Below are 17,579 nucleotides of genomic sequence, written 5' to 3'. Positions count from 1 at the left end.
ATGTCTAAAGAAGCCTCTAACAGAACGTTTGCTCCACTATCCCCGCCGCCTCGCTTGCTAATGGGCCCGGGCCCAATTAACTGCTATCCACGTGTGTTAAGCGCCATGTCTACCCAGTTAGTAGGTCAATATGACCCTGTAATGACTGGCTACATGAACGAGGTGATGCAACTTTACCGCGATGTTTTCAATACGAAAAACCAGCAAACTTTTTTGGTTGACGGTACGTCGCGCGCTGGAATTGAAGCTGTATTGGTGTCGGCAATAGAGCCAGGCGATAAAGTCCTCGTGCCTATCTTCGGGCGTTTTGGGCATTTGCTTGCTGAAATTGCAGAGCGCGCCGACGCTGAAGTTCACACCATTGAAGTGCCGTGGGGCGAAGTGTTTTCACCTGAACAAATTGAAAACGCGATAAAAGACGTAAAGCCAAAACTGCTTGCCATTGTTCAAGGGGATACGTCCACCACCATGCTGCAACCGCTTGCAGAAATTGGCGCGATTTGTGAAGCAAACGATGTGTTGTTTTACTGCGATGCAACAGCGTCAATAGGTGGGAACCCGCTAGACGTTGATGCTTGGAAATTAGATGCGGTGTCAGTTGGCCTGCAAAAGTGCTTAGGAGGCCCATCAGGCAGTGCTCCTATTACACTAAGCGACAAGTTTGTTAAAACCGTGCGTACCCGTCACCACGTTGAAGCCGGCATTCGCGATGCTCACCATGAAGCTGCGCGTGGCCCTAAAATTCGTTCTAACTACTTCGACTTGCCCATGATCATGGATTATTGGGGCGAAGAGCGACTAAATCACCACACCGAAGCGGCCAGTATGCTCTATTGCGCCCGTGAATGCGCGCGCCTGCATTTAGAAGAAGGCCAGGAGAACGTGATTGCTCGTCACAAAGTAGCGGGCGACGCCATGCTAGCCGGTATTCAGGCCATGGGACTTGAGCCCTTCGGCGACCTGAAACACAAAATGTACAATGTTGTAGGTGTTCATATTCCCGAGGGTGTTCATGGCGAAGAGGTACGCGAAACCTTACTTCTGCGTTTTAACATTGAAATAGGCACTAGTTTTGGTCCGCTAAAAGGAAAAATTTGGCGCATTGGCACTATGGGCTATAACGCCAGAGAAGATGCCGTGTTACATACCCTCCAGTCCCTTGAAACTGTGCTTCGTATGCAAGGGTTTGCGCTACCTGCTGGTAAAGGTGTAGATGCTGCGCTTAGCGTTTATGCTAAGGCTAAAGTGGCGGGAGTCGCGAATGGGTGAATTCGCAGAATTTGCTGAATTAGCTACGCAAGTTATGGCAAGGTGCGAAACATTAGGCACCTTAAGCCAGGACCCAGCCTGTTTAGACAGGCGCTATTTGACCGAACAACACAAGCTTGCAAGTCAACTCGCCTCAGGGTGGATGATTGAAGCCGGAATGACCACCTGGCAAGACGCCGTTGGCAATATATGGGGGCGCTATACATCAAGCGTGCCCAACGCACCGCGATTAATTCTAGGTAGCCACCTCGACACTGTGCCTAACGGCGGAAAGTACGACGGCATGCTCGGCGTGGTCGCCGCTATTTCGCTGGTCGCTATGTTTGACGGCACGCAAACCAAGTTCCCTTTTCATATCGATATTGTGGGTTTTTGTGATGAAGAAGGCACGCGATTTGGCACCACCCTTTTAGGAAGCCGCGCGCTCACCGGTAAGTGGCAAGAGCAATGGCGTCATTTAAAAGATGAAAATGGCGTGAACTTAGAGCAAGCCATGGCGAACTTCGGCCTTAATTTCGACGCAGTAAACAGTGCCGCTATTTCCCGTACCGACATTTTGGGCTACATAGAGCTTCACATTGAACAAGGCCCTGTTTTAGAGCAAGAAAATCTGCCTGTTGGCGTTGTCAGTGCTATTGCAGGTGCAAAACGTTTTATTTTTTCAGTAGAAGGCATGGCGGGTCACGCTGGCACTGTGCCGATGTCTATGCGCAAAGACGCGCTGTGCGCAAGTGCAGAGATGCTATTGGCTGTAGAGAGCATTAGCTTGCAGCGTCCGGGCGTTGTAGCCACGGTAGGTAAAATTGAAAATGCGCCAAACGGCGTTAACGTCATTTCTGGTCGCACACGTTTTTCTCTCGATATCAGAAGCGAAGATGATGAATTGCGAGATTCTGTATTGGCAGAAATATTGCAAAAGTTTGATGCCATTGCGCATGCAAGACAAATAACGCTAACACGGGAGCAAACCCACAGCGCGCCCGCGGTACATTGCGATAGCCAGCTAAAAGAAGCACTCGTTCGGGGGGTAGAAGAAAGCGGGATTAAGCCAAGAGTCCTTGCCTCGGGAGCAGGTCATGACGCTATGGCCATTGCTGATATTTGCCCTGTGGCCATGTTGTTCACACGTTGTAAGGGCGGAATAAGTCACCACCCTGCAGAATCTATTACCATTGATGACGTGGCCGCAAGTTTGTCAGTACTTTATAAAACCATTAGCAAGCTCAAGCATACGTAGTGGTCAAATCAGTAAAGTTTCAATGAAGGGTTAATAATGAAAATAACAAGGATTTACAACGATGAAGCAGGCAAAAGTCACTTTGGCGAAGTGGAGATTGCGCTAAAAGACGGCGGTCCTATCGGTATGCTTTCAGAGAAATTCGGTGCAGATAAAATAATTTTTCGCGAAACGCCCGCAGATTATGATTTTAAGTGGCATCCAGCGCCGGCGCGACAACTCCTTTTCATTATTAAAGGGCGTGCTGAATTTACGGTGTCTAACGGTGAACGTCATGTGTTTGGAGCAGGTGACGTACTATTGCTAGAAGACACAGAAGGCGAAGGCCATTGTTCCCGCGCAATGTACAATGAAGTACGCCACTCAATTTTTGTGACGTTAGATGAAGGCGTAGTCCTATAAAACGACCGTTCGCACTGCTCTGAAAAAATGCGCTAATTTAGCGCATTTTTTTGTTTAGGCACCAAAATGGGGCTTACGAATTGCCTAATTATTTGCTCCTACCCCAAACCCACATAAAAAACACTTTAAAACAACAACTTAAAAACACATTACTAAGCAGACCAACTGGTCAATATCTTGCAACTACAGAGCAACTATTGCTAAGAAAAATTGCTCATGTCATTTGTTGTACGAACCCTGTTCATTCTGTCTTTATCCTTTGTTGGTCTTTATTCCGCCGCAAGCCCCTTTCCTACTGAAGAAGACGCAAACAGTTGGTTTAAGCAATATACACAGTCATTGACCGACTCACAGACCTATCAACTACTTAAACAGTTTCCAAAAGGCGGTGACTTGCACCATCACTTATCAGGTTCGGCGTACGGCAAATGGTGGTATGAGCTAGCAACTAATCAAGCGCTAAACGGCGGCTATCAGTACTTCACTAAGATAAATCATAGCGAGTGGGACTCGGCGCCGTTGTTTCATACTATTTCTAACACTACCCACTCTAAACTAACGAAATGTGAGCAAAAGCAATATAAAGCGCTGAATGCCCTAAGTAACAAAGAACAAGAAGCGTTTATCCATAGTGTTGAACTTGATAAGCCAGAAGAAGGTCGAGAGGAGTTTTTTGAGTTTCACTGGCAGCGTTTAAGCGAGCTTACTCAAAACCCCTATATTACAGCGCAGGTTCTGCTTAGAAACATGCAGCTGTATCAACAAGAAAATGTGCGCTATTTAGAAACGCAAATGAACGTTAGGTTTATGAATCGCGCAGACGGGAGCCGCTTTCACCCTGTTGAAGCGCTTAAAGTTATTACAGACATGCTCGATAGCGAACCAGCGAAAGCTACTGGAGTCACCGTTCGTTTTCAATATGCCTTGGTTCGTTTTACTGACAACATTGAAGCCCAATTAGACTGGATCTTCAAATTCGTAGACGCCAATAGAAAATGGTATGTAGGGATAAATTTGGTTGGCAGGGAGGATGATCCCCGAGGTCAACCCACACGCTTTTTAGCGCCCATAACGAGACTTAGAGCTCAATATCCAGCCATTCGCCTCTCCTTTCATGCAGGTGAATCTGAGCATGCAGATACCAATATTCGCGACACCTTACTGTTAGGCGCAGAGCGAATAGGTCATGGCATTAATCTGCTAACAGATCCATCAACGTATTTGCTCATGCGCCATAACCGCTATTTGATTGAAACCAATTTAATTTCAAACCTAAAGTTAGAATACATCGATGATTTGAGCGCTCATCCCTTTCCTCAACTTCTAAGAACCGGTGTACCCACTGCACTTTCAACCGACGACCGAGGGATGTGGGATGCCACACTCACAGATGAATATTACCTGGCATTTACCCAGTTCAATCTAAGCTGGAGTGAGCTAGTTACATTAAGTCAAAACAGTATCAAGTACAGCTTTTTACAAGACGAGAAAAAAGAGCAACTACTTACTGAGTTAAACCGAGATCGAACGCAGTTTTTAGCCTTAATAGCGGAAAACGCTAACCAAATACCTTCTGCAAACAGCAAAGTACAACCTCTAAACAGCAACGTGGAACGCTACAGTGATTTCATCTGCGAGTTTGCCGCCTCGGTCTGCGCCAATGAAGGAAATAACAAGGAAATAACAAGGAAGTAACCATGTCTTCAAATCACAGCGAACTACTTTACGATTTACATGATAGTCCGGCATTTCTTCCTTCACTTACCGCGGCATTTCAGCATTTACTTGCAAGCTTTGTCGGTGTCATTACGCCGACTCTTATTGTTACATCAACACTGGGCCTTACTGAATACACGCCTTATCTTATCAGTATGGCCTTGTTTGTAAGCGGCTTAGGCACGGCAATTCAAACAAAGCGTATAGGCCCGGTAGGCAGTGGATTGGTAGCCATCCAAGGTACCAGTTTTGCGTTTATTAGCGCGTTGATACTGGCAGGAAATCAGGTCAAGGCGGATGGAGGAACACCCGAAGATGTCTTGTCTTTGTTGTTTGGATTAACTATGGCGGGTGCCATGGTCGAAGTGGTGTTTAGTCTATTTGTACATAAGCTCAAACGTATCATTACACCATTAACTACAGGAATTGTAATAACCGCTATTGGGCTAAGCTTGATAAACGTAGGCATGACTGATCTTGCGGGAGGCTTTCACGCCGCTGACTTCGCCAGCACAGAAAACTTAGCCGTCGGCCTAGGCGTGTTGCTCATCATTGTTTTCTTGAACGCCTCAACAAATCATTGGCTGCGTTTAAGCGCCATCTTTATTGGTATGGCGATTGGCGCAACCTATGTCGGCATTACAAAAGGATTAGATTTCAGCGGCCTTGCTTCGCTTTCTGTCGTAGCGATCCCCACCCCTTTTGCCTTTGGCATTGCATTTGATATCACTCTCTTTTTACCTATCGCGCTCATCTATTTGTTTAGTGCAATAGAAACGGCCGGCGACTTAACCGCAAATAGCCTTTTCTGTAAGCAGCCTGTGAGCGGTCCTATTTATCTTGCAAGAGTGAAAGGCGGGATTTTGGGCGACGGCGTTAATTCGTTACTTGCTGGCATGTTCAACACCTTTCCAAATACTACATTTGGCCAGAATAACGGGGTTATCCAATTAACCGGCATCGCCAGCCGTAAGGTCGGCTTTTTTGTTGCAGCGCTATTCGTTGTTATTGGATTCTTCCCCATTGTAGGTGTTGTGCTGCAGGCTATTCCCAAGCCAGTTCTTGGCGGTGCTACTCTGGTTATGTTTGCCATGGTGGCCGTGGGTGGCTTAAAGCTATTAGCCAGCTACGCACTTGATAGGCGCAGTAGTTTGGTGACAGCGTGTGCGCTAGGTATGGCGATTGGTGTAATGATGGTACCAGAAGCCCTTTCTGAATTGCCTTCATGGCTTGAAAATATCTTACTTTCCCCAGTAACCTCGGCCGGCCTTACCGCCGTCATCCTTGATTTAACCTTACCTGGAAAAAAGCCCCTTGCTTCCCCACACGCTAGTGCACAAAAAATTGAAAGCAGCACTGGCGTTGCTCAGGACACCCCTGCTTACGAGCTTATTCACAACCCAAAGCCAGAAGGTAACCGTAGGGCGCCGAAAGCACTCAATGAAAAAGCCGTTGTAAACCATGAGGTTGTTAAGCACTCAGCTCACTCGACACACATTTTAAGTATAGACGGACAACCGGGCGTAACCTCTGCTCTTTTTAGTGCAAAAGCTCGCTAAAAATCACCTTATAAGTGCATGCATTTATGCGATTGAGTTTATTTACATAAAAATAACAATATAAGAACAACATTATATATTTTTATCCTTATAATTCAGCAACTTAAGAGAAGGTTAAAAGTTGACCAACTGGACAAGTAGTTGGCACTCATCCTGCTAACTCTCTTGCCAATAACAAAACGCATATAAAAATGCGTGAAAAGAGCCCTAAAAAGGGGCAACTAAAAATAACGAGGAAACCATGAAAAACACTACATTCAATTTATCTCCTCTAGCAAAAGCTTTTGCAATGACTACCGCGGTCGCGCTATCGTCGCAAGCTTTTGCTCAAGAAGAAACAGAGGTTAAAGAAAAAGATGTTGAAAAAATTCAGGTAACAGGATCCCTTGGGAGCCTTCCTGGCCAAGACGTTGAGTCAGTTTTTGGCTTTGGCAAATCTATTCTCGAAACGCCTCGCTCAGCGTCCACGATTTCTCAAGAGCAAATGGAGCGCTTCAACGTTTCAGACATTGATGAACTCGTCGCGTTCGCACCAGGTACATTCACACAGTCGTTCTTCGGTGTTGCAGGCTCTCTGGATGTGCGGGGCACGCCCGGGGAAACTTACTTCCGCGGTGTTAAGCGCTTAGACAACCCAGGTAACTATCCTACGCCTATTGGCGCGTCCAGCCGAATCGACATCGTTCGTGGTCCGGCATCACCTATTTACGGCCCATCAAAAATTGGTGGTTATCTGAACTTTAATCCCAAGTCTGCCCGTGCGTCATCGGGGCAGTATTTAGATGCACCAACAGGCGCGTTGTCTTACACAACGGGGTCGTGGAACAAGAGCATTTTAACCGCAGAAGTTGGCGGACCGACTAGTGTTGCCGGTAAAGAAATGGGCTATTACATATACGGTGAGCTAGAAAACTCTGACAGTTACTACGACAATACCCAGACTGATCAAACCGTACTTCAAGCATCATTTAATATCGATATTACCGATAACCTTCGTTTCGAATTTGGTGGTATGTACCACGACTACGATGGTAACCAAGTGGCCGGCTGGAACCGATTAACTCAGGAGTTAGTTGACGACGGAACCTATATTACAGGTACGGCTCAACCATTAGATACGGACGGCGACGGTCAAATCAGTCACGAAGAATATGCTGAAGTCGCCGACTTGATTTCACCGTTTATTTTCACGCCAGCTGTCCCATTAGATTCGGTTACAGGCGACTTTTTCGATCCTCTAATGGCATTACAAAACCCAGGTACTACGACCTTAAGTGGTAGCCAAACTTTGGTAGCACCTGATGACCAACTTGGTAACGAAGCCATAACGCTCTACTTCGACACCATTTACTTCACGGATAATTGGGAAATTCGCAACCAGCTTTTCTATGATGCATACGACAACATAAACGAAAATGCTTATGGCTTCTCACAATTCCATGACAGCTGGGTTATAGAAGACAAACTAATTTTTGCGACAGAATATGAGAACGACGGACTATTAGCGCAATTTCAATTTTCTCCATCTGTGCGCTATACCGACTTTGAGCACGGCGACGACTTCACTTACGAGTTTTTCAATCGTCGCGACCTAACCATGCCGTCTTCAGCGCTCGATCGCCGCCTTTTGTCTACCCGCTCGGGTAAAAACTACGACAACTATGACGTAGGTAATTACTTAGACTTAGGCATTGCTGCAATGACCGATTTAACTTGGGACTGGGGTTTAAACTTAGTACTAGGTTTACGATACGACACTATTGATATTGAAAGCACATCGCGCACGGATTTACTTCTGGGGGCTACTGGAGATGAAACACCAGTTTATGCTGAAGAAACCGTAGATGGATGGTCTTGGAACGCTAGTATTTCATATGAATTTGAATTTGGCCTTATTCCTTATATCACTGCAGCAGAGCAAGCTACCCTTGTTGCAGGCCAGGGCGCCGAGATTGGTGTTGGCCAACTCAATCAACCTGGTGGTGGTGGTGCATTCGACACCTCTGAGCTGATGGAATACGGTATTAAAGGTTCTCTCGTTGACGATACACTCTATTTTGCCCTTTCATTCTTTGAGCAAGAGCGTACCGACTTCAATACTCAGAATACGGTTACCAACAACACAACCAATAACGAAGGCACCGAATTTGAACTTCGTTGGGTAGTCAATGAGAACCTTGTTGTTTCTGCTGGCTATACAAATATAGAAGTTATTAACTTAACTGCACTTGCCAATGGAAACCAATTTGGATTCTTAGGTGCTGACGATTTAGTTGCTCTTGATGATCCTTCGTTAATTTTTGGCGGGAACGTAGTAGGTCTTAACCTTGTTGGTGAAGGAGAAACAAACTCTGACGGTCGAAAGGCCGGTATTCCTGAAAATATTTACACGCTGACAGCAACCTATGACTTCCAAAATGGTTATGCTGCCAACGTGAGTATTGTGGATGTGGATGAGGTCGCGTCTGGCTACTCAGCTGCAGTGACACTTCCAGCCTACACGTTAGTCAATGCTGGCTTGTCATATCAGGCAGAAGATTGGTCGTTGAACTTAACCGTTAAAAACTTAACTGACGAGCGTTATTTCCGCTCTAACTTCCCTGATCTATTTGGTAGTCAAATTGTACTACCTGAACTACCGCGTCACTGGAATGCTAAATTTACTTACTCATTCTAAGTTCGCATACTCTTTGAGCGTGGTCGTGCTTCATGTGTAGATTGAACGTTCGACACACGCTCTCAGGCCTGTAAGTTTTTTCGATAAGAAGCCCAGTTTGATTATGCTGGGCTCTTTTTTAGGAGTACTAAATGCATCTTTCTTTTTATCCACTGCTTAAACAAAAACGGTCTGCCTTTTTCAACGCTTTGCTTATTTTGGCTATGTTTTTGGGTTTCTGTAGCAGTAGTTATTCTGCCAATGTTAAAGCCAATGACGCTAAGCCGCCAATGAAAGTGAAGGTTGTTGTAGTAAGTATGTTCGAAATTGGCAACGACGAAGGCGACGCGCCTGGTGAATTTCAATTGTGGAAGGCTCGCCAGAAACTCACAACCCAATACCCTTTGCCTCATGGATTTCACGATATTTACGCCAATCCTGATACAGGTGTAATCGGTATGGTTACGGGAATGGGCATTGCGCGCGCTTCAGCAGCAATAATGGCACTAGGTCTTGATCCTCGCTTTGATTTATCCCAAGCCTATTGGTTGGTCGCTGGGATCGCGGGAGTCGACCCAGCGGATAACACCATTGGAAGTGCAATTTGGACCGATTATGTAGTCGATGGCGACCTAGCACATCAAATTGACGCTAGAGAAATTCCGTCTCAGTGGAGTACGGGTTATTTCCCCCTCTTCACTCATGCGCCCTTTGAAAACGCTGACGCTGTAGACGTAAACAACAGCCCAAATGGCGAGGTGTACGCGCTGAACTTACCGTTAGCAAAGTGGGCCTATTCGTTGACAAAAGACACCAAGCTTTTAAACAACGAAGCGATGGATGCACTGAGAGCAAAGTACACCAACTCAGCTAGTGCTAAAGCACTTCCAAATGTGTCGATGGGTGCGCATTTATCTGCTTCTACCTTTTGGCATGGCGAAAAACTAAATGCGTGGGCAAACGATTGGGTAGCATACTGGACGCAGGGCAAAGGAAATTTTGTTACCTCGGGCATGGAAGACTCAGCAACACTTCAAAGCTTGAGCTACTTGGACAATGCAGGGGTAGTCAACAAAGACCGCTTACTTATTCTTAGAACAGCGAGCAATTTTACCATGCAGCCACCATCGTTGAGCGCTGCGGAGAACTTAAAGTTAGAGAGTTCTGGCGATGGATATGCAGCAATGGGAGCCGCTATAGAAGCCGCCTATAATGTCGGCTCGCAGGTTACAGACTATATTGTAACGCATTGGGAAACCGTAAAAGATACGCCCCCTTCAGCGGAATAAACACACATTAACCTCTACGCTGTCACTGATTTAGCCTTTAGTGCATGGCGCACCTGAAGGGTAACGTCATTTTGTACCACGGGCTTGGCAAGAAAATCGGCCATGCCCGCATTGCTACAATCAGTTTTATCTTCAGGTGTAGTATTTGCCGTTACAGCCACAATGCGGCCGTACTTGGGCAATAAGTTTTCTTGAACAATAATCTTAGTTGCACTTACGCCATCGAGCACTGGCATAGCGCAATCCATAAATATAATGTCGTATTTTTTAGCTCGGGCCATTTGAACGGCCACTTCGCCATTTTCGGCTTCATCTGGAAGATAATTAAACTTCTCTAGCATGGATGCGAGCACGAAACGGTTTATATCGTTGTCATCAACAACCAAAACGTTAAGAGGAATGCTAAGCAGGTCTGAAGAGAGGACAACGTCACTCTGCTTTTCTTTATTTAAAACTGCCATTTCTACAGGTATAGCAATATCGAAACAGGAGCCTTTCCCTGCGCTTGACCGCACTTCAAGCTCGCCATCCATTTTGCCAACAAGTTGATTGACGATAGACAACCCTAAACCGTTTCCATTTAACTCTTCAGAGGCACTGGCGGTATCGTTTTGAAATGGTCTAAAAATACGTGACAATATTTCATCACTCATGCCCACCCCAGTGTCTTCAATTGACGCAAGTAAGATAGGCACATCGCCTTGATGCTTTAACGTAACTTGCACCGAAATATACCCTTTCGGTGTAAATTTAACCGCGTTCGATAACAAATTTGTAATGACTTGACTGATTCGGGCGGCATCTCCGTGAACATAAGTGTTTTCGTCAAAAGACAGCACTGCGTAAAGCCTTACGCCTTTCTCTACGCATTTTGTTTTAAATACATCCAGGATATCTTCAATTAACGAACGTGCACAAAAGTCGCTATATTTTAGTGAGAATTCGCCGTTAATGATGGAGGTGTAATCCAAAACATCGTTTATAAGAGACAATAAACGGTCTGCGCTATGAAGCGCCACATCCGCTTTGCGCATTCGTACATTTTCTTTATTTTCGAACTTAATCGCCTGCAACATGCCGGTTATGCCATTGAGCGGCGTCTTTAACTCGTGGCTTATACGAGATAACAATATGCCACGTTCTTTAGACGCAGCTTCGGCTTCTCTTCTTCTCTCTTCCAATTCGAGTCTAAGTTGCACCGATTTGTTAACGTTTTGGCAAGTTCCAAACAAACGAACACACTTTCCGTGCTTCATCTCAGCCATGCCGTGGGTTTCTATCCAAACCGAATTACCTTTGGCGGAGACAAGTTCAAGCGTTGCACTCCACGGTTCACCCGTAGCCACCGCGTGGGAGACAATGCGGTTAATCTCATCCCTATCAAACCCCTCTTTATAGAAGTTGATAGCTGTTTCTAATGTGGGTTCAAAGTCCTCTGAGACTTCGTGAATACGCCGAGTTTGTGAAGACCAGCTAAGTGCATTAGTGGTCAAATCAACTTCCCATGTGCCTATGTTCGCTACACTTTGTAACTTTTCGTACAACGTGTTTTGATTGGTCTCTGCTTTTTCGAGATGAAACTTATTCAACATCACGCTCAGCCAATCGTCTAACAGCGACAGCTTGTCGAGGTTAACCGGCTGTTCCGGGCACGCATTAATAAAGACCAAGCACACTTGGCTTCCATCCAGGGTATGAACACGGCCTCGGATGTACTTTTCGGCATTAAAATAAGTAAAAAACCATTGTTTAAATGCAGTAGAACACTTAGCGCTGTTTACAGGAAAGCAGTTGTCTACAGGTACACAGGTAGAGAAAGAAGGGACCGACTTAAAGTTGGGTGCATACGCCGACGAAGCTTTAACCAATATATTAACTGTCTCTTCGTCCAACTGTAGAAGTAAACCTTGAAACACGCCAAACGAATCACAGCCTCGCTGTACCAAACTGGTTAGCGATGCCTTCAACTGGTGTTCCAGTTTCACATTCAAACTCGATTGTTCGTCAAAATAAACCATGGTTCGCTACCCAAGCGTAAAGACCACAAGATTCTTGCCGCCTTGCTCGATTCATGCATAGCGGCCCCGCATTTATAAAGATAGCTTGGAATTTGAATACGCGATATTAAACAATAGGCTAGAAATTCTATTTTTATGATGGGATATTGGACGGTGGCCTCAGCCCTTGGCTTGGTTTCGCCCTAATTCTTTTGCTTCAAACAGTGAAATGTCAGCGTCTTCTATAAGCGCAGCTACATCGTCTTCAACCACATCCGTAGCTTTCCAAACTGCAAAGCCTGCACTTATTGATACGCGGTTTTCTATCCCTTTACCATGTGGAATTTTTGCATGGGCAACAGCCTCAACAAGCTGATGTGCCACTAATTTTGTGCCCTGATGGTCGATATAGGGGAGGACGACTAAAAACTCTTCGCCGCCAAAGCGAATAACGGCGTCTTTGGGGCGTTTAACCGTATCCGATACAGTTTGCGCCACTTTTTGAAGGCAAATATCGCCTTCGAGATGCCCGTACGTGTCGTTGAAAAGCTTAAAGTAATCGATATCGATCATTATTGCTCCAACTGTACCATTGTCTCTCGCAACTTGCTTAATAAGTAACGGAATTTCGTTGGTTAAATACATGCGATTGTACAAGCCCGTTAGCTGATCGTGAAATGTCATCATTTCAAGGAATTCGGTGCGAAGCTTGTTTTGCAGATGTGTTCTGATGCGATGCGTTAACGTGGAAGCGTTAACCGGTTTCATCACAAAGTCTGACGCCCCTACTTCCCAGCACGCATTTTCACTTTCAATATCCATTGTAGATGTAACGAAAATGACTGGGATATGATTCGTTTCAGGCGAGGCCTTTAAGGCTGTGCAAACGTCTAGACCATCAATATCTGGCATGTTCATATCCAGCAAAACTAAATCCGGGAAATTAGCTTTACAGTAAGATATGGCTTCTTCTCCCGATTCGGCTGTAGCACAGGTAAACACCGACTCTAGGATCGATTCAAGCAGCATACGACTCATCGGCTCATCATCCACAATAAGCACGTTACACTCTGCGTAGGGTTTTATTTCTTTTCGATTCATCGGGTACTTTTATTGTTACTACACCAAGGCGGCCATTCTCGCTTGCGTTGTTTCTGCTTTTACAATATCAAAGTAATGACAACGCTTTATGCAAGTCTAACACCTTACATCCAAATTTGTATCGAAAAGTCAGCTAGTTTGCTTCCAAGTAGGTATGGTTTGAAAGACAAGGTTATAAAGAAGGTCTATCGATAGCGTTCTGCACGCCGCCGAGTGAACCTTACGCAACTTGGCAATCATCGATGAACTTTGTGAAGAAATCCGCCACCACCAGGGGACGACACATAAAATAACCCTGCCCTAAGTGATACCCAAGAGCTTTGAGTGCAGCTAAGTTGATGGGCCTTACCGTTTATTTCAATGGGCTCTCTACCCGCCTTTAAACACGCCATAGCAATACTGTCTGCACTGTAACCCGAGCCAATTTCATTAAGTAAGCAGGCAAACTCATCGCCACCCACGCGGGCCAGCGCAGCGCTATAAGACATAGCTACCGGGTTAACAAAAGTTACATTGCCTGAGATACGTAAAAAATATTAGTCTTTCGTCTAGGTTTTGCCGGTTTATGAACCGTTGTTTGCTAAGCGGCTGAACTTGCTGTTTTTTGTTTAGAACATTTATTGTACACTGGCCTAACGCTTCAATTACGGTAGCTCATATGGACACATCTGACTCAAACGATACGCCCACTCGAGAACAATTATGGAACCGCGATGCCGCAATAAGCAGGCTGGGTGGAAATGAGGGGTTATTGAACCGTATTCTTGAAATGTTCCTAGCGCAAATAGAACAAAAACAACAAGCACTTCAAAGTGCAGCGACCGCATTAGATGTTGAAGCCGTTAGATTCAACAGTCATGCTATGAAAGGTATGTCGGGCGATGTAGGTGCTGATGCCATCTGGGAAAAGGCATCGTCTATTGAAAACAAAGCCAAGCAAGATGATTTAAGCGAAATCGTTCAAGACATCACAGAATTAGACAGTTTGATTAAGCAAACTATTGCAGTCATGAAATCGTAAAATCACATTAGCTCCTCGCATTAATCGCCAGAAGCTAACGCGACTATCTTCCACTCCTCGCCTTGCTAGGGCCTGTTGACCTTTGTTGTACATTTTTGCAGCGGTCTGTGTGCCATCTAGACAAGGCGAATGTTTGACGGTTTAGTGGTTCTAAATCGAGAACATTCAACGCAGTATAGATGGCACAAAGGCGCTGCCCGAAGGGGTCTAAATGGAAGCCTTTTACTCTTTGTCACAGTCCTTTAACTTAGCCCGCTAGGCTTGCAGGACTGTTTCGCGATTAAAAGGCTTCCATTTAGACCAAAATTCGTACACCAAAAGTCAACAGGCCCTAGGCTGAAAGAACCTTTTCAACAAGCTGGTTTTTCTGCTCCTGCGGCAAAAAACTTGCCTTAAAGCTATTTGCTACCAACGTACGAATTGTTTTTTCGTCAATACCCAGCGACTGGTGCAACGCTTCAAAATTGTCATTTAAGAAACCACCAAAATACGTAGGATCATCAGAGTTAACCGTGACCAGAAGCCCAGCATCAAGAAGCTGGACAATATTGTGGTCTTTCATGTCATCAATTACGCAAAGCTTGAGATTGCTCAACGGGCAAACAGTAAGTGGAATTTGTCTTTCTTTCAAGAGGTCCATAAGCGCCTCGTCTTCTTGGCAGCGCACACCGTGATCAATACGATCAACGTCCAATAGCTCGATGGCTTCCCAAATGTAAGATGCCGGTCCTTCTTCTCCAGCATGGGCGACAATTTTAAATCCCAGCGCTTTGGCTTTTTTGAAAACACGTTCGAACTTTGATGGCGGATGGCCAAGTTCGGAGCTGTCTAACCCTACCGCCGTGATGTGCTCGTAGTAGGGCTCTGCTGCAGAAAGCGTATCGAAAGCAGCATCTTCAGGCAAATGACGAAGAAAAGACATGATTAAATAGCTACTGATACCGTATTCATCTTTTGCTTTTTCCATCGCCTTCAAAAAGCCTGGCATGAAAATATCGAAACCTATGTCACGCTCTGTATGGGTTTGCGGATCAAACATAATTTCTGTGTGGACGATATTGTCCTCATGACACCGCGTTAAGTATTCCCACATTAAAGCAAAGAAATCATCCTCATCGCGAAGCACGCCCGCCCCTGCATAATATAAGTCAAGGAAGCTTTGTAGATCTTCAAAGTTATACGCCGCTTCTATCTCTTCCACGCTAACATAAGGAAGTGATACACTGTGCTTTTCAGCTAGGCGCCACATAAGTTCAGGCGTTAAGCTACCTTCTATATGCAGATGCAGTTCGGCCTTTGGAATGTTTTTAATTATTGATGACAGCGACATGGCCCCTCACTTATTTGCACCACAACAATGCAATGGCATTTAATTGGTGCGTAATAGTTTATCTTTAATGCTATCTGTAAACGAGTTCTATTGCTCATTTAGGTTTTGTTTGCGGTTTTTTTGACTTCATCTATGTTGATTACTAACCGTTTGGCTGGCTTTGTGCTGCCTGGCTAGTGACCTTGAGTCACGCAATGGCTATTAATTAGTCATTGTACTGAAAAGTAAGTTAGCACAAAACACACCAACAAGTTGACTAATTGGTCAGTTTATTGCTTTCAACGCACAAAACACACAATGAAATACTAACAGAGAACTCTTGATGTCCAACAACGTAATCGAACGGCTATTTAAGCTGCAGGAACACGGAACAACAGTAAGAACAGAGATCATTGCAGGACTTACTACGTTCGCAGCCATGTCTTATATACTCGTGGTGAACCCAGGTATTCTTGGGTTAAGTGGCATGCCCGTAGAGGGCCTAATTACAGTGACAGCAATAGCGGCGTGTATTGGCACTTTAATGATGGCGCTAATGACTAACTACCCTATTGCGTTGGCACCAGGTATGGGCTTGAACGCCTTTTTCGCGTTTACCATTTGTCTTGGTCGTGAAATTCCATGGGAAGCAGCGCTTGGTATTGTATTCTGGAACGGCATTCTCTTTTTACTCCTTTCTCTCACCGGAGTTCGAACCAAAATAGCCGAGTCTATACCGCCTTCTCTTAAAATCGGCGTGCAGTGTGGCATAGGTTTGTTCATTGCCTTTATCGGCCTTAAAAATGCGGGGCTGATTGTTGATAATCCCGCAACCTTCGTACAGCTTGGCGACCTTTCTGAGCCAGCAGTAATGTTAGCGCTCATCGGCATTATTTTTACTATCGTTCTTATGGTGAAACGCGTTACAGGCGCTATCTTAATCTCTATCGTAACACTCACCTTAATTGGTGCTTTTATCCCCACTGAAAACGGTACCTTAACTGCAACGCCTTCTGCTGTAGTTGGCATGCCAGAATCTATTTCAAACACTTTTATGGCAATGGACTTTTGGTACCCAATTGATCACCTTGCTGAAACGTGGGACCTCATTTTCGCACTTATGTTTGTGAACATGTTCGATACCATTGGCACCTTAATCGGCGTATCTCGAAAAGCCAATCTACTTACTCCCGAAGGCAAGCTACCGAAAATTGGCTCGGCAATGACAGCCGATGCATCAGCGAGTATTGCTGGCGCATTAGTGGGTACATCTCCAGTAACTAGCTATGTGGAGTCCGCTACGGGCGTATCGGCGGGCGGCAGAACCGGGCTTACCGCAGTAGTGGTTTCTGTCTGCTTCTTACTCTCGCTATTTTTAACACCGCTAATGAAAGTTATCCCGCTAATGGCCACTACGCCAGCGCTATTGATGGTAGGTATTTTAATGATGGAATCGATTCGACAGGTTGATTTCGACGACTTAGGTGCGTTAGCCACTGCTTCTGTTGCACTTATCGCCATGCCGCTCACATTCAGCATTAGCGAAGGCATTGCCCTTGGTTTTATTACTTATGTTGGCATTAAGGTAGGTACGGGAAAATTTAAAGAAGTAACACCGCTCACTTATGCACTAGCGATTGTTTTCTTATTACGATACTTATTGGATTTAAAATAATTCAACGGCGCTTATTGCGTGCCTGTAAGTTAACGCTTTAGATACAAAAAAGGTGGCTTTCAACGCCACCTTTCTTATTAGACTAGGCAAGTGAAAAAGATATACGTTTACTTCAATCCATCGTAAGTGAAGGTAACGGCTTTATCACCCATAAATACGATTTTAACGTGCTTACTGTCTTCATTGCCCCATGTACATGCCATGGTACCCATTGTTTTTCCGCAGTTGTCAGCTGAACCCAGAATTGCTTCAACTTCGTCCTGAGACATACCCATATTAGGGGCTGTTAACCTTTTCTGTGCATTTTTGCAGCGTCTGTATGTCATCTAGACAAGGAGGATGTTTGAA

At 45.2% G+C, this 17,579-nt stretch carries 14 protein-coding genes; 9 read left to right on the top strand and 5 right to left on the bottom strand.

Annotated elements, in window-relative coordinates:
• The 7 genes from QME20_RS00420 (at position 1) to QME20_RS00390 (ending at position 10,128) form a co-directional block, all read left to right on the top strand.
• A complete protein-coding gene (locus tag QME20_RS00420; RefSeq protein WP_281715217.1) occupies positions 1 to 1,269 on the top strand; it encodes an alanine--glyoxylate aminotransferase family protein in 1,269 nt (422 codons plus the stop codon).
• Positions 1,262 to 2,506 carry an allantoate amidohydrolase gene (locus QME20_RS00415; RefSeq protein WP_281715216.1) on the top strand — a complete coding sequence of 415 codons (1,245 nt, stop codon included), beginning with the start codon at positions 1,262 to 1,264 and terminating at the stop codon, positions 2,504 to 2,506. The genes QME20_RS00420 and QME20_RS00415 overlap by 8 nt, the downstream gene beginning before the upstream one ends.
• Positions 2,507 to 2,542: 36 nt before the next feature.
• Complete coding sequence (locus QME20_RS00410) at positions 2,543 to 2,908, top strand: AraC family ligand binding domain-containing protein (protein ID WP_014976207.1); 366 nt, start codon at positions 2,543 to 2,545, stop codon at positions 2,906 to 2,908.
• Between the two features lie 216 nt (positions 2,909 to 3,124).
• Positions 3,125 to 4,603, top strand: a complete 1,479-nt coding sequence (locus QME20_RS00405) for an adenosine deaminase (RefSeq protein ID WP_281715215.1) — start codon at positions 3,125 to 3,127, stop codon at positions 4,601 to 4,603.
• Between the two features lie 2 nt (positions 4,604 to 4,605).
• A complete protein-coding gene (locus QME20_RS00400) occupies positions 4,606 to 6,183 on the top strand; it encodes a nucleobase:cation symporter-2 family protein (RefSeq protein ID WP_281715214.1) in 1,578 nt (525 codons plus the stop codon).
• A gap of 241 nt (positions 6,184 to 6,424) precedes the next feature.
• Positions 6,425 to 8,860, top strand: a complete 2,436-nt coding sequence (locus QME20_RS00395; protein WP_281715213.1) for a TonB-dependent receptor — start codon at positions 6,425 to 6,427, stop codon at positions 8,858 to 8,860.
• Positions 8,861 to 8,991: 131 nt separating this feature from the next.
• The gene (locus QME20_RS00390; RefSeq protein ID WP_049588837.1) at positions 8,992 to 10,128 is read left to right on the top strand and encodes a purine nucleoside permease; all 1,137 of its coding nucleotides are present in this window, start codon (positions 8,992 to 8,994) and stop codon (positions 10,126 to 10,128) included.
• A gap of 14 nt (positions 10,129 to 10,142) precedes the next feature.
• Here the strand turns inward: QME20_RS00390 and QME20_RS00385 are convergent, their stop codons facing one another.
• The 3 genes from QME20_RS00385 to QME20_RS00375 form a co-directional block, all read right to left on the bottom strand.
• Entirely contained in the window at positions 10,143 to 12,146 is a 2,004-nt protein-coding gene (locus QME20_RS00385) for an ATP-binding protein (protein ID WP_281715212.1), read from the bottom strand.
• 159 nt (positions 12,147 to 12,305) lie between these two features.
• Complete coding sequence (locus QME20_RS00380; protein ID WP_281715211.1) at positions 12,306 to 13,226, bottom strand: diguanylate cyclase; 921 nt, start codon at positions 13,224 to 13,226, stop codon at positions 12,306 to 12,308.
• Positions 13,227 to 13,462: 236 nt separating this feature from the next.
• The gene (locus QME20_RS00375) at positions 13,463 to 13,714 is read right to left on the bottom strand and encodes a hypothetical protein (RefSeq protein ID WP_168533384.1); all 252 of its coding nucleotides are present in this window, start codon (positions 13,712 to 13,714) and stop codon (positions 13,463 to 13,465) included.
• A gap of 170 nt (positions 13,715 to 13,884) precedes the next feature.
• Between QME20_RS00375 and QME20_RS00370 the strand changes: the two genes are divergently transcribed.
• Positions 13,885 to 14,247 carry an Hpt domain-containing protein gene (locus QME20_RS00370; RefSeq protein ID WP_281715210.1) on the top strand — a complete coding sequence of 121 codons (363 nt, stop codon included), beginning with the start codon at positions 13,885 to 13,887 and terminating at the stop codon, positions 14,245 to 14,247.
• 331 nt (positions 14,248 to 14,578) lie between these two features.
• Here the strand turns inward: QME20_RS00370 and QME20_RS00365 are convergent, their stop codons facing one another.
• Complete coding sequence (locus tag QME20_RS00365) at positions 14,579 to 15,577, bottom strand: adenosine deaminase (protein WP_171338193.1); 999 nt, start codon at positions 15,575 to 15,577, stop codon at positions 14,579 to 14,581.
• Between the two features lie 322 nt (positions 15,578 to 15,899).
• Between QME20_RS00365 and QME20_RS00360 the strand changes: the two genes are divergently transcribed.
• Positions 15,900 to 17,231 (top strand): NCS2 family permease, encoded by a 1,332-nt coding sequence (locus QME20_RS00360; RefSeq protein ID WP_014949076.1) that lies wholly within the window; start codon positions 15,900 to 15,902, stop codon positions 17,229 to 17,231.
• A gap of 107 nt (positions 17,232 to 17,338) precedes the next feature.
• Here the strand turns inward: QME20_RS00360 and QME20_RS00355 are convergent, their stop codons facing one another.
• Positions 17,339 to 17,506 (bottom strand): hypothetical protein, encoded by a 168-nt coding sequence (locus QME20_RS00355; protein ID WP_231514267.1) that lies wholly within the window; start codon positions 17,504 to 17,506, stop codon positions 17,339 to 17,341.
• Positions 17,507 to 17,579 lie beyond the last annotated feature (73 nt).

This window comes from Alteromonas sp. CyTr2 (assembly GCF_947311905.1).
GTDB classification, from domain to species: Bacteria; Pseudomonadota; Gammaproteobacteria; order Enterobacterales; family Alteromonadaceae; genus Alteromonas; species Alteromonas macleodii.
This window is presented reverse-complemented; position numbering and strand designations above follow the sequence as displayed.